Source organism: Roseateles sp. P1_C6 (assembly GCF_056406315.1).
In genome coordinates this window covers 241,536-258,355 of sequence record NZ_JBFUAK010000005.1, presented here as the reverse complement: position 1 = coordinate 258,355, position 16,820 = coordinate 241,536, and the positions used below count along the sequence as shown (strand labels likewise).

At 69.4% G+C, this 16,820-nt stretch carries 19 protein-coding genes; 6 read left to right on the top strand and 13 right to left on the bottom strand.

Annotated elements, in window-relative coordinates; genetic code table 11:
• Positions 1 to 423, top strand: coding sequence for a zinc-ribbon domain containing protein (locus tag AC1D29_RS12545; protein WP_477897732.1), 423 nt, complete (start codon positions 1 to 3; stop codon positions 421 to 423).
• 8 nt (positions 424 to 431) lie between these two features.
• On the opposite strand, the gene AC1D29_RS12540 is transcribed toward AC1D29_RS12545, so the two are convergent.
• The gene (locus tag AC1D29_RS12540) at positions 432 to 1,184 is read right to left on the bottom strand and encodes a glucose 1-dehydrogenase (RefSeq protein ID WP_477897730.1); all 753 of its coding nucleotides are present in this window, start codon (positions 1,182 to 1,184) and stop codon (positions 432 to 434) included.
• 115 nt (positions 1,185 to 1,299) lie between these two features.
• Between AC1D29_RS12540 and AC1D29_RS12535 the strand changes: the two genes are divergently transcribed.
• Positions 1,300 to 2,214: a LysR family transcriptional regulator gene (locus AC1D29_RS12535; RefSeq protein ID WP_477897728.1), complete on the top strand. Its 915-nt coding sequence runs from the start codon at positions 1,300 to 1,302 to the stop codon at positions 2,212 to 2,214.
• Here the strand turns inward: AC1D29_RS12535 and AC1D29_RS12530 are convergent.
• Together AC1D29_RS12530 and AC1D29_RS12525 are read right to left on the bottom strand one after the other, a co-directional pair.
• Positions 2,211 to 2,954, bottom strand: a complete 744-nt coding sequence (locus AC1D29_RS12530) for a sulfite exporter TauE/SafE family protein (protein ID WP_477897726.1) — start codon at positions 2,952 to 2,954, stop codon at positions 2,211 to 2,213. The two genes, AC1D29_RS12535 and AC1D29_RS12530, sit on opposite strands and share 4 nt — an antisense overlap.
• A 15-nt stretch (positions 2,955 to 2,969) precedes the next feature.
• Complete coding sequence (locus AC1D29_RS12525; protein WP_477897724.1) at positions 2,970 to 3,578, bottom strand: DUF938 domain-containing protein; 609 nt, start codon at positions 3,576 to 3,578, stop codon at positions 2,970 to 2,972.
• A gap of 122 nt (positions 3,579 to 3,700) precedes the next feature.
• Here AC1D29_RS12525 and AC1D29_RS12520 point away from each other — a divergent pair, with 122 nt between their 5' ends.
• Together AC1D29_RS12520 and AC1D29_RS12515 are read left to right on the top strand one after the other, a co-directional pair.
• Positions 3,701 to 4,327 carry a glutathione S-transferase family protein gene (locus AC1D29_RS12520; protein ID WP_477897722.1) on the top strand — a complete coding sequence of 209 codons (627 nt, stop codon included), beginning with the start codon at positions 3,701 to 3,703 and terminating at the stop codon, positions 4,325 to 4,327.
• Between the two features lie 10 nt (positions 4,328 to 4,337).
• A complete protein-coding gene (locus AC1D29_RS12515) occupies positions 4,338 to 5,252 on the top strand; it encodes a pyridoxamine 5'-phosphate oxidase family protein (protein WP_477897720.1) in 915 nt (304 codons plus the stop codon).
• 27 nt (positions 5,253 to 5,279) lie between these two features.
• On the opposite strand, the gene AC1D29_RS12510 is transcribed toward AC1D29_RS12515, so the two are convergent.
• The 3 genes from AC1D29_RS12510 to AC1D29_RS12500 form a co-directional block, all read right to left on the bottom strand.
• Positions 5,280 to 6,179 (bottom strand): LysR family transcriptional regulator, encoded by a 900-nt coding sequence (locus AC1D29_RS12510; protein ID WP_477897717.1) that lies wholly within the window; start codon positions 6,177 to 6,179, stop codon positions 5,280 to 5,282.
• Between the two features lie 68 nt (positions 6,180 to 6,247).
• Entirely contained in the window at positions 6,248 to 7,117 is an 870-nt protein-coding gene (locus AC1D29_RS12505; RefSeq protein WP_477897715.1) for a pirin family protein, read from the bottom strand.
• 21 nt (positions 7,118 to 7,138) lie between these two features.
• A complete protein-coding gene (locus AC1D29_RS12500; protein ID WP_477897713.1) occupies positions 7,139 to 7,744 on the bottom strand; it encodes an FMN-dependent NADH-azoreductase in 606 nt (201 codons plus the stop codon).
• Positions 7,745 to 7,863: 119 nt separating this feature from the next.
• Between AC1D29_RS12500 and AC1D29_RS12495 the strand changes: the two genes are divergently transcribed.
• A complete protein-coding gene (locus AC1D29_RS12495) occupies positions 7,864 to 8,778 on the top strand; it encodes a LysR family transcriptional regulator (RefSeq protein ID WP_477897711.1) in 915 nt (304 codons plus the stop codon).
• Between the two features lie 13 nt (positions 8,779 to 8,791).
• Here AC1D29_RS12495 and AC1D29_RS12490 read toward each other — a convergent pair whose 3' ends face one another.
• Positions 8,792 to 9,541: a TonB family protein gene (locus AC1D29_RS12490; RefSeq protein WP_477897709.1), complete on the bottom strand. Its 750-nt coding sequence runs from the start codon at positions 9,539 to 9,541 to the stop codon at positions 8,792 to 8,794.
• A 124-nt stretch (positions 9,542 to 9,665) separates the two neighbouring features.
• Entirely contained in the window at positions 9,666 to 10,073 is a 408-nt protein-coding gene (locus tag AC1D29_RS12485; RefSeq protein WP_477897707.1) for a MerR family transcriptional regulator, read from the bottom strand.
• 51 nt (positions 10,074 to 10,124) lie between these two features.
• Here AC1D29_RS12485 and AC1D29_RS12480 point away from each other — a divergent pair, with 51 nt between their 5' ends.
• Positions 10,125 to 11,183, top strand: coding sequence for an MBL fold metallo-hydrolase (locus tag AC1D29_RS12480; RefSeq protein ID WP_477897705.1), 1,059 nt, complete (start codon positions 10,125 to 10,127; stop codon positions 11,181 to 11,183).
• A gap of 239 nt (positions 11,184 to 11,422) precedes the next feature.
• On the opposite strand, the gene AC1D29_RS12475 is transcribed toward AC1D29_RS12480, so the two are convergent.
• Genes AC1D29_RS12475 through glyQ form a run of 5 tightly spaced genes read right to left on the bottom strand, consistent with a single transcriptional unit; the run spans position 11,423 to position 16,800 of the window.
• On the bottom strand, positions 11,423 to 12,232 hold the full coding sequence (locus tag AC1D29_RS12475; protein ID WP_477897703.1) for a M48 family metallopeptidase: 810 nt from the start codon (positions 12,230 to 12,232) through the stop codon (positions 11,423 to 11,425).
• A 5-nt stretch (positions 12,233 to 12,237) separates the two neighbouring features.
• Positions 12,238 to 13,038 carry a lysophospholipid acyltransferase family protein gene (locus AC1D29_RS12470; RefSeq protein WP_477897701.1) on the bottom strand — a complete coding sequence of 267 codons (801 nt, stop codon included), beginning with the start codon at positions 13,036 to 13,038 and terminating at the stop codon, positions 12,238 to 12,240.
• Complete coding sequence (gene gmhB / locus AC1D29_RS12465) at positions 13,038 to 13,682, bottom strand: D-glycero-beta-D-manno-heptose 1,7-bisphosphate 7-phosphatase (RefSeq protein WP_477897699.1); 645 nt, start codon at positions 13,680 to 13,682, stop codon at positions 13,038 to 13,040. Before gmhB ends, AC1D29_RS12470 begins: the two co-directional genes overlap by 1 nt.
• Before the next feature lie 11 nt (positions 13,683 to 13,693).
• Entirely contained in the window at positions 13,694 to 15,844 is a 2,151-nt protein-coding gene (gene glyS / locus AC1D29_RS12460; protein ID WP_477897697.1) for a glycine--tRNA ligase subunit beta, read from the bottom strand.
• Positions 15,841 to 16,800 (bottom strand): glycine--tRNA ligase subunit alpha, encoded by a 960-nt coding sequence (gene glyQ, locus AC1D29_RS12455; protein ID WP_477897695.1) that lies wholly within the window; start codon positions 16,798 to 16,800, stop codon positions 15,841 to 15,843. The genes glyS and glyQ overlap by 4 nt, the downstream gene beginning before the upstream one ends.
• Positions 16,801 to 16,820: the final 20 nt, after the last annotated feature.

Sequence of the window (16,820 nt, the reverse complement as noted above, 5' to 3'; positions counted from 1 at the left end):
GTGAATAAGCGAGCGTCGCCGGACTCAGTTCCTGCAGATCCTTCGCAGTGGTCTGAGTCGAGTCAGCGCTCAGTCGCGGCCGGGTGGACGACGGAGTACACGTCTTACAGATACGCGTGCTGGCGATGCCGTGCGAGCACCGTCTTCACCGCCGCTGATCAAAAGTACACGTACGAAGTCAAGAAGGCACCTATCGACCAGAGGCGTGTCTTCTGTGAAGACTGCTGGAAGCGATTGAACGCAATAGATGGCGAGCTCGCTAGATTTGCCCATGCGTGGATTGCGAATAAGGCGGCCTTGCGCGCTGATCGGGTCTTCCTCGAGCGCTGGGCATCGCTGCTCCAAGAGCGAGATGGCTACGTCCCGTACAAATCGGACGTAGCCCGCAAGAACATGGTCACCAAACTGCTCAGTGTTGCCTGACGCGCTTCTCACTGAGTCGTGAATCCACCGTCCACCGCAATCGACTGCCCCGTCAGGTACCGCGCCTTGTCGCTGGCCAGGAAGACGATGGTCTGCGCGATCTCGTCCACCGTGCCGGCGCGCTTGGCCGGGATGGCGGCGAGCAGGCCGGCCTTGGCGTCCTCGCTGCGGCCGAGGAAGCGTTCCATCATGTCGGTCTGAACCGGCCCCGGCGCCACCGCATTGACGCGCACGCCCGCGGCAGCACCCTCCAGCGCGGCGCTCTTGGTCAGGCCCTCGACGGCGTGCTTGCTGGCCACATAGACCGACGCGCCGGCAAAGCCGATCAGCCCCGCCACCGACGACAGGTTGACGATGGCGCCGCTGCCCTGGGCCAGCATGGCGCGCATCTGGTGCTTCAGCGAGAACAGCACGCCGCGCACATTGGTGTCGAAGATGGCGGCGTAGTTCTCCGCGCTCTGCTCGGCGATGGGGCCGTTCGTGCCCTCGGTGCCGGCGTTGTTGACGGCCACGTCCAGGCGGCCGAAGCGGGTCACGGTCTGCTCGACGAGGGCGCGCACGTCGGCCTCGTCGCGCACATCGGCACGGATGAAGGCGGCGTCTGCGGCGCCGTGCGCTTTCAGCTCGGTCGCCAGCGCCTGGCCTTCCGGCTCGCGGCGGCCGCTGACGACGACGGTGGCGCCTTCCCTGGCGAAGGCCAGCGCCGTGGCGCGGCCGATGCCGGTCAGCGCGCCGGTGATGAGGACGATGGGTGAAGTCATGAGAAAACTCCTGAAGAGTGGTTGAGTGACTTCACTGTGATTGCTGCCCGAACCCGGCGGTAGCCGCTCGATCTGCCTAAGATTTATTCCAATCAGGAATTCAAGGCAAAAAGACATGGACCGTTTGCAGGCGATGCAGACCCTGGTGCGGGTCGTCGAGCTGGGCAGCTTCTCGGTTGCGGCGCGCGAGCTGGGCAGCACGCAGAGCGCCGTCAGCAAGCAGGTGGCGGCGCTGGAGAAGCAGCTGGGCGCTCAGCTGCTGTCGCGCAGCACGCGGGCGCTGAAGCTGACGCAGGCAGGCGAACGCTACGTGGAGCAGGCGCGGCGGCTGGTGGCGGAGATCGCCGAGGCCGAGAGCGAGCTGCGCGCCGGCGAGCACCAGTTGCAAGGCCTGCTGCGCGTGGCGGCGTCGGTGGCCTTCGGGCGGCTCAAGCTGATGCCGCTGGTGCAGAGCTTTCTGGCGACCCACCCCGGCGTGAAGATCGATCTGCGCCTGGACGACGGCTTCATCGACCTCATCGAGCAGGGCATCGATGTCTCCGTGCGCATTGGCGAGCAGCCGGACTCCAGCCTGGTCGCGCGCCGCATCGGCACGACGCAGCGCGGGATCATGGCCTGCCGCGGCTATTTCGAGCGCCTGGGTCTGGCGCCGCCGCGCGAGCCCGCCGACCTGGCGTGCCACGACTGCATCGTCTACAGCGAACTGCGCACCGGTCCGATCTGGACCTTCGAGGCCGGCCCGGGCGCCGACGTGCCGCCGGGCAGCCTGGCCAGCGTGCGCGTGGACGGCCGCCTGCGCACCAACAGCGGCGAGGCCGTGCGCGCGGCGGTGCTGTCGGGCATGGGCCTGGCCAACGGGCCGACGTGGCTGTTCGAGGCCGAACTGGCCAGCGGCGAGGTGCAGGTGGCCATGCCGCACTGGCTGGGGCGCGACCTGCCCATCCAGCTCGTCAGCCCGCCGCAGCGGCGCAATTCGGGCAAGGTCAAGGCCTTTGGCGACCACCTGGCCGCGGGCCTGGCCGGCGGCTAGATCGGCCGCAGGAACAACCCGACCGTCAGCGCCACGCCCAGCGCGACGATGGCGATGCGCAGCGCCTTTTCGTTGACGTGGTGCAGCGCCCAGGCACCGGCCAGGCCGCCGACGATGGCGCTGGCACCGAGCACGACGGCCTGCAGCCAGTGCACCTCGGGCGACAGCACGAACAAGGCCACGGCCGACGCGTTCATGATGCCGGCCAGCACGTTCTTCGTGGCGCCGGCGTTGCGCGTCGGCATGCCGGCCACCGTCAGCGCCGCCAGCATCAGGAAGCCGATGCCGCCACCGAAGTAGCCGCCGTAGATGGCGATGAGGAACTGCATCGCCGCCGTCGCGCGGGCGCTCAGGTGGTGGTCGGCCGACGCGGGCGGCTTGCGCAGGAAGCTGCCCCAGGCGAACACGCTGGTGGCGAACAGCACCAGCCAGGGCACCAGCCGCGCGAACACCGAGGAGGGCGTGTTCAGCAACAGCCAGGCGCCGACCGCGCCGCCCATCAGGCTGGTGATGACCAGCGCGCGAAAGGACAGCGTCGCTGTGCCGACGACCAGTCGCCGGCCCGCCCAGCCCGATGTGAGCTGGCCGGGGAACAGCGCCACCGTGGACGTGATGTTGGCCGCCAGCGGCGACATGCCGGACAGGATCAGTGCCGGCAGCGTGACGAATGAGCCGCCGCCGGCCAGCGAGTTCTGGAGGCCGGCCCACAGGCCGGCCAGCACGAGGAGTCCAAGGAGCATGTCGAAGGGGAGGGATCAGGCGGCGTCGGCGCGCGCCCAGGCCAGCAGCATATTGTTGGCCGGCATCGCCAGCGTTTCGCGCAGGCAAAGGCCCGCGGCGGCGGCCTGCGCGGCCACGTCGGCCAGGCGCCGAATGCCCCAGGCCGGGTTGCGCGCGCGCAGGTCGGCGTCGAAGGCGAGGTTGCTGGGCGCGGTGGGCTGGTCGTCCAGCAGATAGGGGCCGTAGGTGACCAGCAGGCCTGCAGGCGCGAGGTGGCGCGCAGCGCCCTGCATCAGCCCGGCCGTGCATGCCCAGGGTGCGATGTGGACCATGTTGGCGCAGTAGATCGCGTCGACCTGCGCCGGCACACCGGGCCAGTCGGCGTCGAGCACGTTCAGCGTGATCGGCGGCCGCACGCGCGCCAGCCCGGCGCACCACGCGGCGATGGAGGGCAACGCGTCGGCATCGAAGTCGCTGGGCTGCCACTGCCAGCCGGGCAGCCCGGCGCTGCAGAACGCCGCGTGCTGGCCCGTGCCGCTCGCGATCTCCAGCAGCACGCCCGACGGCGGCAACAGGCGCTGCAGCGCGGCCAGGATGGGCGGGCCGTTGCGTTCGGCGGCGGGGCTGTGGCGGCGTGGGTCCATGGGCTGGATTGTCCGGCGGGCCGACTGCCCTCAGCCGCGGAAAGAATGACTTGCCGTGCGCGCCGTTTCGCGGCGGCGGGCGGCTGGGCACAGTGGGGCCTGTTGCTTTCCAAGGAGCCCCCATGACCCTCAAGCTGTACCGCCACGCGCTGTCCGGCCACGCCCACCGCGCCGAGCTCGCGCTGTCCCTGTTGGGCCTGCCGCATGAACTGGTTGACGTGGACTTGGCGGCCCGCGCGCACAAGACGCCGGAGTTCATCGCCCGCCATCCCTTCGGCCAGCTGCCGCTGCTGGAGGACGACGGCCACTTCGTCTGGGACAGCACGGCCATCCTGGTCTACCTGGCCACGAAGCACGACCCCAGCGGCCGCTGGCTGCCGCAGGACGCCGCCGGCCGCGCGGCCGTGCAGGCCTGGCTGTCCGTGGCTTCGGGCCTGATCGCCTTCGGCCCCGCGGCGGCCCGCCTGGTCACGGTGTTCGGCGCGCCTTTCAATGCCGACGAGGTGATCGCCCGCGCCCATGCGCTGTTCAACGTCATGGAGGGCGAGTTGTCGCGCCGGCCCTTCCTGGTGGGCGGCCATGCCACGCTGGCCGACATCGCCGGCTACAGCTACATCGTCAACGCGCCCGAGGGCAATGTGGACCTGGCCGCCTATCCGGCGCTGCGGGCCTGGTTGGCTCGGGTCGAGGCCTTGCCGGGTTTCGTCGCTTTCCAGACGTCAGCGGCCGGCCTGCGCGCCGCGGCCTGAGGAGGCTCTCATGGATACGCCCTTCCATGCCGGCGAGGTCGCCGTGCAGCAGCGCCTCGGCGTCGCCGAGCGCATGCACGAGATCGGCAGCCGCGTCGTGCGCGACCACATGCCCGAGCAGCACCAGCGCTTCTACGAGCAACTGCCGCTGATGCTGGCCGGCAGCGTGGACCCCGCCGGCCGGCCCTGGGCCACGGTGCTGGTCGGTCGGCCGGGCTTCGTGCGCGCGACTGACGACCGGCACCTGGACTTCGCTGCCACGCCCATCTCCGGCGACCCGGCCGCGGCCGGCATGACGGCGGGCGCGCCACTGGGCCTGCTGGGCATCGAGCTGCACACGCGGCGGCGCAACCGCGTCAACGGCCAGCTGCAGGCCGCCGGCCCCGACGGCCTGCGCCTGCGTGTGCTGCAGACGGTGGGCAACTGCCCGCAGTACATCCAGGGCCGCGAGTTCGACTGGGTGCGCGACGCCGCCGACACGCGGCCGCGGGCCATCGAGCGCGTGCAGCAGCTGGATGGCGACGCGGCCTGGTTGATCGCCGCTGCCGACACCTTGTTCGTTGCTACGCATGACGGCGAGGCCGGCGCCGATGTCTCGCACCGCGGCGGCCCCGCGGGTTTTGTCGTGCAGCAGGACGAGCAGACGCTGCTGGTGCCTGACTACTCGGGCAACCGCATGTTCATGACCTTGGGCAACCTGCAGGCCGACGGCCGCGCGGGCCTGCTGTTCATCGACTTCGAGCGCGGCGACCTGCTGACGCTGACGGGCCGCGCCGAGATCGTCTGGGATGAACCGGAACTGGCCTCGCTCGACGGCGCGGAACGCGCCTGGCGCTTCCACCTCGACGAGGGCTGGTGGCTGCGCGACACGCTGCCGCTGCGCTGGCGCTTCCGCGACTGGGCGCCGCAGAACCGGCGGGCCTAGGGCCTGCTGCCGTAGCGTTAACAGGCCCTAGCGCAGCGCCGGGTTGGCCCGCAGCGTGGCCACGGCCAGGTCGACGAAGGCGCGCACCTTCTGCGTCATGTGCCGGCCCTCGTGGTGCACGACCTGGACGGGCAGCGGCGGCGTCTCGAAGCCTTCCAGCAGCGGCAGCAGCGCGCCGCTGGCGAGTGCTTCGGCCACCTGGTAGCTCAGCAGCCGCGCAATGCCGACGTCGGCCAGTGCGGCGGAGCGGGCCGCGTCATTGGTCGTCGTGCGCAGCCGCGGGCGGATGCGTTGCACCAGCGACCGGCCGCCCTCGGCAAAACGCCATTCGGGGTAGGGCGAGACCCCGACGGGCTGGATCAGCGTGTGCTGGCCCAGGTCCTCGGGGCGCTGCGGCCGGCCGTGCGCGGCGAGATAGCCCGGCGACGCCACCAGCATGCGCCGCACGCGGCCGACGGCGACGGCCTTCAGCGACGAGTCCGGCAGCTCGCCGATGCGCACGGCCACGTCCAGCCCTTCGTCGACGAGGTTGACGACGCGGTCGACGAACACGCATTGCGCGTCGACGTCCGGGTAGCGCTGCAGGTAGTCCGCGACGATGGGCGTCACGTGCAGGTTGCCGAACAGCACCGGCGCCGTGACGCTGAGCAGGCCCTTGATCTGGCTGCGGCTGTCGCCGGTGGCGCTCTCGGCCTCGCTCACGTCGGCGAGGATGCGCCGGCAGTCCTCGGCATAGCGGGCGCCGGCCTCGGTCACGCGCACCTTGCGCGTCGTGCGGGTCAGCAGGCTGACGCCCAGCCGCGTCTCCAGCTCGGCGATGGCGCGGGTGACAACCGGGGCCGACAGATCCAGCCGGCGCGCCGCGCTGGCGAAGCCGCCGCTGTCGACGACGGCAACGAAGACTTCCATGGCCTGCAGGCGGTCCATGCCAGCGTCAGCGCGAGGGCGCGGCGTTGTGGTTCATGCCGGGCATTTTGGGCCCGGCACGTGCGCACTCAGGCGAGTCGGCCCGCCTGGAAGTCGCGCACCGCCTGCACCAGCTCGGCCTCGGTGTTCATGACGAACGGGCCGTACTGCGCGATGGCCTCGCCCAGCGGCCTGCCGGCGATCAGCAGCGCGCGGGTCGGCTGCTCGCCGGCCTGCAGGCGCACGCCGTCGCTGCCGGGCGTGTTGGCCAGGATGGCCATGCGGCCGGCGGGCTGCAGGCAGCCGCTGTCGAACTTCAGCGCGCCTTCGTAGACGTAGACGAAGGCGTTGAACTCGGGCGACAGCAGCTGCTCGAAGCGGGCGCCGGGCGCGAAGTGCAGGTCCAGGTACAGCGGCTCGGTGGCCTCACGCTGCACGGCGCCGGTCACGCCGTGGCTCGCGCCGGCGATGACGCGCGCCTTGACGCCGTCGCGCTCGAACTCCGGCACCTCGTGGCTGGCCACGTCGCGGTACCAGGGCGCGCACAGCTTGTCCTTGGCGGGCAGGTTCAGCCACAGCTGGAAGCCGGCCATGCGGCCCGCGTTCTGCTCGGGCGTCTCGCTGTGGATGACGCCGCGGCCGGCGGTCATCCACTGCACGCCGCCGTCGCTGATCAGGCCTTCATTGCCGGCCGAGTCGCGGTGGCGCATGCGGCCGTTGAGCATGTAGGTGATGGTTTCGAAGCCGCGGTGCGGGTGGTCGGGAAAGCCGGCGATGTAGTCGTCCGGGTTGTCCGTGCCGAACGCGTCCAGCATCAGGAAGGGGTCCAGCCGGCGCTGCAGGTTCTGCGTCAGCACGCGGTTGAGCTTGACGCCGGCACCGTCGCTGGTCGGCTGACCGGCGACAAGGCGCTCGACCTCGCGCGGTTGGGTCAACAGGGTTGTGGCGACGGTGTTCATGGCGGGTTCCTTGATCGTGGATTAAGCAGCAAGCAGTTGGTTGATTTGCGAACGGGCGGCGGCCAGGCCTTGTTCGGCCGCGAAGGCCATGCCCTCGGCGTAGACGAACTCGACATCGGTCATGCCCAGGAAGGCCAGCACGGTGCGCAGGTAAGGCGTCATCTGGTCGCTGGGCTGGTCGCGGTGGATGCCGCCGCGGCTGGTGACGATGTAGACCTTCTTGCCGGTCAGCAGGCCGACGGGGCCCTTCTCGGTGTACTTGAAGGTGACGCCGGCACGGGCCACCGCGTCGATCCAGTTCTTGAACTGGGCCGTGACGTTGAAGTTGTACATGGGCACGCCGATGACGACCGTGTCGGCGGCCTGCACTTCGGCGATCAGCGCGTCGTCCAGCGCGACACGGGCGGCCTGCTCGGGGCTGCGCTGGTCGGCCGGCGTGAACAGGGCGCCCAGCGCGACTTCGTCGAGCACGGGTTGCGGCGTCAGCGTCAGGTCGCGCACGGTGACCGTGGCTGCGGGGTTGGCGGCGCGCAGGCCGGTGGTCAGCTCGTTGGCCAGGCGGGTGGAGATCGAGCCTTGGTCATCGGTGGCACGGCGGGCGCTAGCGTTGATTTGCAGGATGTTCATCTGGGGCTCCGAAGGGGTGGTGTTGCGATGGATGAACTCTAGGAGCCATCAATCGACGCCGGAAGCCGCTGGTTTGCATAAGATTGTTCCGCCAATGCACCAATGAGCGAGCGAGAACGATGGAATCCGATGCCGACGACCTGCTGCTGTTTGCCCGCGTCATGGAGGCCGGCAGCTTCAGCCGCGCGGCCGAGCGCGTGCACTGGCCCAAGAGCACGGTGTCGCGGCGCATCGCCGCGCTGGAGACGCGGCTGGGCGAGAAGCTGCTGCAGCGCACGACGCGCAAGCTGTCGCTGACCGACTTCGGCGCCGGTGTGCTGGAGCACGCGCGCGCCGTTGCCGCGGAGGTGGACGGCGCGCTGGCGCTGGCCTTGCACCGCCAGCAAAAGCCCAGCGGGCGGCTGCGCGTCAGCATGCCGGCGGACTTCGCGCAGTTGGTGGCCGCCGGCATGCTGGCCGAGTTCGCGCTGGCCTACCCGGAGGTGCAGCTGGAGCTGGACCTGACGCCGCGGCGCGTGGACCTGATCGGTGAGGGATTCGATCTGGCCATCCGCATGGGCACGCTGGACGAGGACAGCCAGCTCGCCGCGCGGCGGCTGGCGACGACGCATTGGGGGCTGTACGCGTCGCCGGAATACCTGGCTCGCGTCGGCGAGCCGCTGATGCCGCAGGCGCTGGACAGCATGCACGGGCTGATGCTGCGGGCACACGGCGGCGAGCCGGTGCCCTGGCGGCTGCAGCGCGACGGCGCCGAGCCCTATCTGGCGCGGCCGGTGCAGCGCACGCTGGCCAATGCGCCCAGCCTGCTGGCCCAGCTGGCGGAGGCCGGCGTGGGCATCGCCGGCATTGACCGGCTGCTCGTCAGCGACTCGCTGCGCCTGGGCCGGCTGCAGCGGCTGCTGCCGGACTGGCACCTGCCCGGCTCGACCGCCTGGGCCGTGTTCCCGGAGCGGCGGCTGATGCCGCTGCGCACGCGGGTGTTCCTGGAGGCAATGTCAGCGCTGCTGGAGACCTGCGCCGTGCCGCCGGCGTGAGCCGCGCCCAGGCTCAGTCGTCGCCGTTGTTGAACGCGACCTCGACGGCCGCGTCGCGCGCCTTCGGGATGGGCGCGAAGCGCCATTGCTTGACGGCTTCGACGGCCGCGCTGCCCAGGCGGGCGTGGCTGGCCTTGATGGACTGCGCCTGCACCACCTTGCCGTCCGGTCCGACGGTGAACTGCACCTGCGCAAAACCGTTGCGAAAGCTCTGCGCCTGCAGCTGGCGCGGGATGACGGGGTCGACCTTGGCGATCAGCTTGAGCGGCACCTCCGTGTCCTCGGCCGGTGCGGGTGGCGGCTCCACGGCGCGGGCCGCCACGGCCATGGGTGCGGCCGGCGCAGGCGTGGGCGCGGCAGAAGCCAGCACGACAGGCGTGCGGTCGGGTTCGGGCTCGGGGGCGGCGGCCACCGCCACGGGGGCCGGTGCAGCCGGCGCCGGGGCAGCGGCCTGAGTCGGGGCCTGCGCGCTGGCCTGCGTCGGTGCGGCCGGCTTGGGCGCGGCGGCAGCTACCGGCGCGGGCTTGCGCGCTGCAGGGGCCGGCGCTGGCGCCGGGGCGGGCGCTGGCGTCTGTCGGTTCGCGCCCTTGTCGGCGTTGAGCTTGATCCAGTGGAAGACCGCGTCGGCGGCCTTCTGCGCGCGCTCCAAGCCTTCGGGCTTGGCGGGCTCGGTTTGCGCGCTGGCGGGTTGGGCCAGCATCATCAAGGCGCCCGCGATCGCGGGCAGGGTGAGCGCCAGGGCAGGGCGCGGTCCGAGGGTCATGACTGCTCCACAGAGACGAACCGGCGGGGGGTGACCGGCGGCCGAACTCTAGTCACTCTTGTGCAGTGCAGCAGCGGGGTTTGTCCCGCATGCGACGCAATTTGGGAGCTCTCCCGGCAAAGCGTCACACTTGGCCGGCCAACAGCGAGCGGCAGCGCTTCTCGTGCTGTTGGATTTCCGCCAGCGTGACCTCGATGTCGTGGCGTTGCTGCTCCAACTGGCCGCGGTGCTGGGCCAGGATGGCCAGGAAGGCGCGCAGCTGCGGCGCGGCGCTGGCCTGGCTGTCGTACATGTCCACCAGCTGCTTGATCTCCTGCAGCGCCAGCCCCAGCCGTTTGCCGCGCAGCGTCAGCTTCAGCCGCGTGCGGTCACGCGGCGTGTAGACGCGGTTGCGGCCCTTGCGGCCCGGTTCCAGCAGGCCCATGTCCTCGTAGAAGCGGATCGCGCGCGGCGTGATGTCGAACTCGGCGGCGAGTTCGGTGATCGTGTAGGTGGTTTCGGTCGCAGTGGAGACAGGGCGGCGGGAGGGCATGGCTACACTCAATTGACGTAAACGTCAGTCTAAGACCAGCCGAGCAGCACCATGGCCAACGCGCGCGAATCCGAACTCCATTACCCCCTGGGCGACACCTTGCCCGGCCCCGGCGAGGCGCTGGACCTGGCGCCCGGCGTGCGCTGGGTGCGCATGGGCCTGCCTTTTGCGCTGGACCACATCAACCTGTGGCTGCTGCGCGACCGCCAGGACGGCCGCGAGGGCTGGACCATCGTCGACTGCGGCATCAGCAGCGACGAGACGCGCGCCAACTGGGAGACCGTGTTCGCCGAGCGGCTGGACGGCCTGCCGGTGCTGCGCGTCATCGCCACGCATTTCCACCCCGACCATCTGGGCCTGGGCCACTGGTTGACCGAGAAATGGAACTGCCGCCTGTGGATGAGCGCGACGGACTTCAACTTGGCGCGGCTGGCCAGCAGCTCCACGGTGGGCATGGGCGGCGCGTCGGCCGCGGCCTTCTTCGGCAGCCATGGGCTGACGGACGAGGAGTCGCTGGAGAAGATCCGTGCCCGCGCCGACTACTACCCCAAGATGGTGCCGGTCGTGCCGGCCAGCTTCCGGCGGCTGATGGATGGTAGCGAGGTCGAGATCGGCGGGCGCAGCTGGCGCTGCATCGCCGGCTACGGTCATGCGCCGGAGCACATCAGCCTGTTCTGCGCGGAAGCCAAGCTGCTGATCAGCGGCGACATGGTGCTGCCGCGCATCTCGACCAACGTGTCCGTCGTCGACGTCGAGCCCGAGGCCGACCCGCTGACGCTCTATCTGAACTCACTGACGCGCTACCTGGACCTGCCCGCCGACACGTTGGTGCTGCCATCGCACGGCAAGCCCTTCACCGGCCTGCATGCGCGCATTGATCAGCTGCAGGAGCATCACGACGAACGCCTGGCCGAGGTCGTGGCCGCCTGCCGCGCCGAGCCCACGCATGCGGCCGGGCTGCTACCCGTGCTGTTCAAGCGCAAGCTGGACCTGCACCAGACCACGTTCGCGATGGGCGAGGCGATCGCCCACCTGCACGCGCTGTGGCTGAAGGGTGAATTGCGGCGCGAGCTGGGCGCCGACGGGGTCTACCGCTTCTCGACGGCTTGACGGCTTGACGGCCTTACGGCACGACGCGACAGCGCAAAAAGAAAAGCCGCCGCGGGATGCCCAGCGGCGGCGTTTCGGCCTGAACGGTACCTCTCTCCCTCTTCTCCACCGGGTCTAGCCGGCTTGCGGTACCTGTGGTGACAGCGTCGGCACGAAGTGTTGCTGAACGTGTCTGCGTGCGGATGACGCGCGCCGGGCAATATTCACCAGCAAACCATTGCAGCGGCCGGCGACGCGGCTCACTGCACGACGATGGATTCCTCGCGCAGCGCCTCGCGCGAGCGCTCGAAGTCGGGCAGCACGGAGCGCACGGTGTCCCAGAAGGCGGGGCTGTGGTTCATCTCGCGCAGGTGCGCCAGTTCGTGCGCGACGACGTAGTCGATGATGGCCGGCGCGAAGTGGATCAGGCGCCAGTTCAGCCGGATGCTGCCGTCGGCGCTGGCGCTGCCCCAGCGGGTCTGGGCCGACGACAGGCGCAGCGACTTCATCGCCACGCCCAGTTGCGCCGCGAAGCGCTGGCAGCGCGGCAGGAAGTCTTCCTTGGCGCGCGCCTGCAGCCAGGACTGGGCCAGGTCGCGCACCTGCTCGGCCGCGGCGCCATGGGGCAGCGGCAGGTGCAGTTCGCGCGTGGCGGCGTCCCACAGCACCTCGCGTGCCGTCGGCGTGATGACCAGCGTCAGCGCCTCGCCGAGGTAGGGCAGGCGGCCGCCGTCCAGCCAATCGATGCGTGCGGCGTGCATGCGCTGCAGGCGCTCGCGCTGCTCGACGAGCTTGCGCAGGATCCATTCGCCCTTGTGGTGCAGCGCGCGTTCGATCTCGGCGACGGGCACCCAGCGGGGCGCGCTGACGCGCAGGCCTTGCGGGCCGACGACGAAGCCGATGGAGCGGCGGCGGGCGCGCTTGAGTTCGTAGCCGATGCGGTGCTGGCCCAGCCACAGCTCGCGCCGCGCCCGCGTCGCACCGGGCTCGGCGGGGGAGACGTCGGCCTGTGCCTCGAACAGCGACAGCTGGCTGTCTTGCAGAAGCGGGGCCGGGCGCTTGGCGGGCATGGCGGTCAGCGTTGGCTGGGCGCTGCGTCGCGGGCAACGCCCGCGGGCGGCTGGCTGGCGTAGGCCTCGGGGTCGAGGCGGCGCATCTCGGACTCGATCCAGTCCTTGACCTCGCGCATCAACTCACCAGGCTCGCGGCCCTGCGACGGGATCTGCTTGCCGATGGAGATGTCCACGACGCCGGGGCGCAGCAGGAAGCTCTTGCGCGGCCAGCAGCGCGCGGCGGTCGCGGCGATGGGCACCACGGGCAGGCCGGCCTCGATGGCCAGGCGGGTGCCGCCGGTCTTGTAGTCGCCCACCTCGCCGCGCGGGATGCGCGTACCCTCGGGGAACATGATGACCCAGTTGCCCTGGCCGCCCAGCCGCTTGCCCTGCTTGAGCACCTTGTTCCAGGCCTCCGTGCGGCGGCCGCGGTCGATGTGGATCATGTCCATGCGCGCCATGGCCCAGCCGAAGAAGGGCACGTAGAGCAGTTCGCGCTTGAAGACATAGGCCAGCGGGTGGCTCAGCAGCGCCGGGTAGGCGAAGGTCTCCCAGGTGCTCTGGTGCTTGGACAGCAGCACGACGCCGGCGCGGCGGTCGGAGGCGGGCGGCAGGTTCTCCATGCCCTCGATGCGCCAGCGGATGCCGCAGATGTAGCGCGCGCTCCAGATCGCGATCTTCAGCCAGTTCGCGCAGGCCCAGTAGATGGGGTCGCCGCGGCGGAAGATGGACAGGATGACGACGCCCGTGGCCCACGGAATGACCGTCACGATGAGAACGAGGACAAAGATCAGCGAGCGGATGGCGCTCAACAACGTGGACATCAGTTCAGGTCTCCGGCCTGGGTGTCGGGGGTGAGGGCCTGGCCGCGCTGCTCGGCGACGCGGCGGCGCTCGTCCTGGATGATGGCTTCGGCGAAGCTCGCCAGGTCGTCGTGCACGCGCGCCTTGGGCACCTGCACGAGCAGGTTGGCGAGTTCCTCGGTGCCGAGGTGGCCGAAGGGGCCGGTCAGCACGAGGTGAGGCACGCAGCCGGCGTTCTGCGCCGTCAGCAGGTCGGTCAGCGACGCGCCGACCATGTGCACCGCGGCCAGCGCGACGTCGAAGCGTTCGCCAATCTGCTGGATGAGCCCCGGCAGCGGCTTGCGGCAGTCGCAGCCTTCCTCCGGCGTGTGCGGGCAGAAGAAGGCCGCATCCAGTCGCCCGCCTTTCTCGGCCAGCAACTGGTTCAGCCGCAGGTGCACCGCGTTCAGCGAGGCCATGTCCAGCAGGCCGCGGCCGATGCCAGCCTGGTTGGTGGCCAGCACCGTGTGCCAGCCGGCATGGTTCAGCCGCGCGACGGCCTCCATCGCACCAGGCAGCGGGTCCAGCTCCTCGGGGGCCTTGACGTGGTCGTCGCGGTAGCGGTTGAGCGTGCCGTCGCGCCCGAGGATGACGAGCTTCATGCCGTGGGCGTGGTCGGCGCGCATCGAGGCTTTCTTCAAGTGGCCAGGCGCGACAGGTCGGCCACTCGGTTCATGGCGGCATGTAGCCGGCCCAGCAGCGCGAGGCGGTTGGCGCGCAAGGCGGCGTCTTCGGCATTGACCATCACGTCGTCGAAGAAGGCGTCGACCGGGGCCTTGAGCGCGGCCAGGCGTTGCAGCGAGCCGGTGTAGTCGTGCTGCTCGAACAGGCTGTCGGCGGCCGGCTGCACCTCGGTGATGGCGGCGGCCAGCGCCTGCTCGGCGGCCTCCTGCAGCAGCTCGGGCTTGATCTCGGTGGGCAGTTCGCCCTCGACCTTCTTCAGGATGTTGCCCACGCGCTTGTTGGCGGCGGCCAGCGACGCGGCTTCGGGCAACTGAGCGAAGGCGCGCACGGCCTCCAGGCGGCGTGGCACATCGCCCAGGCGAGCGGGGTTCAGCGCCAGCACGGCATCGACTTCCTGCGCGCTGTAGCCCTGGTCACGCAGGGACACGGCCAGGCGGTCAGCGAAGAAGGTCAGCAGCGCATCGCGCGGGTTCGTTACCAGCTCGCCGAACGGCGGTACGGCCGAGTCGATCAGCGCGGGCAGGTCCAGCGGCAGGTTCTTCTCGACGAGGATGCGGATGACGCCCAGCGCGTGGCGGCGCAGTGCGAACGGGTCCTTGTCCCCGGTGGGCAGCTGGCCGATGCCGAACAGGCCCACCAGTGTCTCCAGCTTGTCCGCCAGCGCCACGACCGTGCCGGTGTGGTTGCGCGGCAGCGCGTCACCGGCGAAGCGGGGCTTGTAGTGGTCCTCGATGGCAATGGCGACGCCGTCGCGCAGGCCCTCGTGGCGGGCGTAGTAGCCGCCCATGATCCCTTGCAGCTCGGGGAACTCGCCGACCATGTCGGTCAGCAGGTCGCATTTGGCCAGCTGGGCGGCCTGCTTGACCTTGCTGTCCAGCACCTTGAACTCGTCGTCGGCGTCGACCGTGTAGGGCAGCGTCGCCATGCTCAGCTGGTTGACGATGGCATGCGCAATGGCGCGCACGCGCTCGGCGCGCTCGCCCTGGGAGCCCAGCTTGCCGTGATAGACGACCTTGGCCAGGCCGGGCAGGCGGTCTTCCAGCTTCTTCTTGCGGTCCTGGTCGAAGAAGAACTTGGCGTCGGCCAGGCGCGGGCGCACGACGCGCTCGTTGCCCTGCGTGACGGCGCTGGCGTCGGCCGGCGCGATGTTGCTGACGACCAGGAAGTGGCGCGTCAATTTGCCGTGCGAGTCCAGCAGCGGGAAGTATTTCTGGTTGGCCTTCATCGTCAGGATGAGGCATTCCTGCGGCACGGCCAGGAACTCGGCCTCGAACGCGCAGGTCAGCACGTTGGGGCGCTCGACGAGGGCGGTGACTTCATCGAGCAGCGCTTCGTCGTCGATGGGCGTCAGGCTCAGCGCGTCGGCCGCGCCCTTGAGCTGGCGCGAGATCTCTGCGCGGCGCTCGGCGAAGCTGGCGATGACGGCGCCTTGCTCACGCAGCTGTGTGGCATAGCTGTCGGCGGACTCGATGCTGACCGTGGGCTGGGTTGCCTCGAAGCGGTGGCCACTGGTCGTGCGGCCGGACGTCAGGCCCAGGGCTTCAAGAGGAATGACGTCATTGCCGTGCAATGCAATGAGCCCATGTGCCGGGCGAACGAACTTCACGCTGGTAAGTCCGTCGTCCAGCTGATAGCTCATGACCTTGGGAATGGGCAATTCATCAATTGCCTTTTCAAGCGCGTCTTGCAAGACGGCAGCAAGCGGGCGACCAACCTTTGTCGTCCTTAGATGCGCTTGTCCGTTCTCGACAAAAACTTGCTGGAGCGCGACCTCAATTGCTTCGCTGTCTGGGTCAGAAAAAAGCAGTTTGGCGAGTCTCTTCCGGAGAGCTTGTGTGGCATTGCCCTCTGGCGAGAAGGCCACCTGTGCTGACATCAGCTTGTCCGTGGTCGGTTTGTCTTCGCCGATTGCTAGAACGTTCGTGATGTGGACGCCCAGGCGTCGCGGAGTAGCAAAGTTTGTGACGTTGCTATTCGAGGTCGTGAGTTCAAACACACCTAGCGATGTGTTTAGGCTCGTGGCAAAAGCTTCGCCTAGTTTCTTTAGCGCTTTAGGCGGAAGCTCCTCAACAAATAGCTCGATCAGAAGATTCTTGGTGTTCATGCCAACTGCCCTCCGGCGCGACGGGCAACTGTGGCCATGTACGTGTCACCAAATTCTTTTAGCAAGAGTGAGGAATCCGCTTCAGTAAACCGCCACATTGGGAAACCCAGTCGCTCGCGCGACTCGTAATAGCTTTGCGCGACGGCACGTGCGAGGTTGCGGATGCGGCCGATGTAGGCGGCACGCTCCGTCACGCTGATCGCGCCGCGGGCGTCCAGCAGGTTGAAGCTGTGGCCGGCCTTCAGCAGCTGCTCGTAGGCGGGCAGGGCCAGCTGTTGCGTCATCAGGTGCTTGCTCTGGCCCTCGTGCGCGGCGAAGGCGCCAAGCAGGAAGTCCACGTCGCTGTGCTCGAAGTTGTAGGTCGACTGCTCCACCTCGTTCTGGTGGAACACGTCGCCGTAGGTCAGGCCGTCGGTGTAGACCAGGTCGTAGACCGATTCCTTGCCCTGCAGGTACATGGCCAGGCGCTCCAGGCCATAGGTGATCTCGCCGGTGATGGGCTTGCAGTCGATGCCGCCGACCTGCTGGAAGTAGGTGAATTGCGTCACCTCCATGCCGTTCAGCCACACCTCCCAGCCCAGGCCCCAGCAGCCGAGCGTCGGGTTCTCCCAATCGTCCTCGACGAAGCGCACGTCGTTCTTCTTCAGGTCGAAGCCAAGCGCTTCGAGCGAGCCGAGGTACAGCTCCAGGATGTTGGCCGGCGCGGGCTTGAGCACGACCTGGTACTGGTAGTAGTGCTGCAGGCGGTTGGGGTTCTCGCCGTAGCGACCGTCCTTGGGGCGACGGCTGGGTTGCACGTAGGCGGCCTTCCAGGGCTCGGGGCCGAGGGCGCGTAGGAAGGTGGCGGTGTGGCTGGTGCCGGCGCCGACTTCCATGTCGTAGGGCTGGAGCAGCGCGCAGCCTTGTTGGGACCAGTAGTCCTGAAGCGTCAGGATGATTTGCTGGAAGGTCAGCATGGGGCGGGGGCGCGAGAGCG

Excerpts from the sequence above, each read along its gene's own strand:
- AC1D29_RS12540 (WP_477897730.1), bottom strand. The coding sequence starts at position 1,184 with ATGACTTCACCCATCGTCCTCATCACCGGCGCGCTGACCGGCATCGGC.
- AC1D29_RS12535 (WP_477897728.1), top strand. The coding sequence starts at position 1,300 with ATGGACCGTTTGCAGGCGATGCAGACCCTGGTGCGGGTCGTCGAGCTG.
- AC1D29_RS12530 (WP_477897726.1), bottom strand. The coding sequence starts at position 2,954 with ATGCTCCTTGGACTCCTCGTGCTGGCCGGCCTGTGGGCCGGCCTCCAG.
- AC1D29_RS12525 (WP_477897724.1), bottom strand. The coding sequence starts at position 3,578 with ATGGACCCACGCCGCCACAGCCCCGCCGCCGAACGCAACGGCCCGCCC.
- AC1D29_RS12520 (WP_477897722.1), top strand. The coding sequence starts at position 3,701 with ATGACCCTCAAGCTGTACCGCCACGCGCTGTCCGGCCACGCCCACCGC.
- AC1D29_RS12515 (WP_477897720.1), top strand. The coding sequence starts at position 4,338 with ATGGATACGCCCTTCCATGCCGGCGAGGTCGCCGTGCAGCAGCGCCTC.
- AC1D29_RS12510 (WP_477897717.1), bottom strand. The coding sequence starts at position 6,179 with ATGGACCGCCTGCAGGCCATGGAAGTCTTCGTTGCCGTCGTCGACAGC.
- AC1D29_RS12505 (WP_477897715.1), bottom strand. The coding sequence starts at position 7,117 with ATGAACACCGTCGCCACAACCCTGTTGACCCAACCGCGCGAGGTCGAG.
- AC1D29_RS12500 (WP_477897713.1), bottom strand. The coding sequence starts at position 7,744 with ATGAACATCCTGCAAATCAACGCTAGCGCCCGCCGTGCCACCGATGAC.
- AC1D29_RS12495 (WP_477897711.1), top strand. The coding sequence starts at position 7,864 with ATGGAATCCGATGCCGACGACCTGCTGCTGTTTGCCCGCGTCATGGAG.
- AC1D29_RS12490 (WP_477897709.1), bottom strand. The coding sequence starts at position 9,541 with ATGACCCTCGGACCGCGCCCTGCCCTGGCGCTCACCCTGCCCGCGATC.
- AC1D29_RS12485 (WP_477897707.1), bottom strand. The coding sequence starts at position 10,073 with ATGCCCTCCCGCCGCCCTGTCTCCACTGCGACCGAAACCACCTACACG.
- AC1D29_RS12480 (WP_477897705.1), top strand. The coding sequence starts at position 10,125 with ATGGCCAACGCGCGCGAATCCGAACTCCATTACCCCCTGGGCGACACC.
- AC1D29_RS12475 (WP_477897703.1), bottom strand. The coding sequence starts at position 12,232 with ATGCCCGCCAAGCGCCCGGCCCCGCTTCTGCAAGACAGCCAGCTGTCG.
- AC1D29_RS12470 (WP_477897701.1), bottom strand. The coding sequence starts at position 13,038 with ATGTCCACGTTGTTGAGCGCCATCCGCTCGCTGATCTTTGTCCTCGTT.
- gmhB (WP_477897699.1), bottom strand. The coding sequence starts at position 13,682 with ATGCGCGCCGACCACGCCCACGGCATGAAGCTCGTCATCCTCGGGCGC.
- glyS (WP_477897697.1), bottom strand. The coding sequence starts at position 15,844 with ATGAACACCAAGAATCTTCTGATCGAGCTATTTGTTGAGGAGCTTCCG.
- glyQ (WP_477897695.1), bottom strand. The coding sequence starts at position 16,800 with ATGCTGACCTTCCAGCAAATCATCCTGACGCTTCAGGACTACTGGTCC.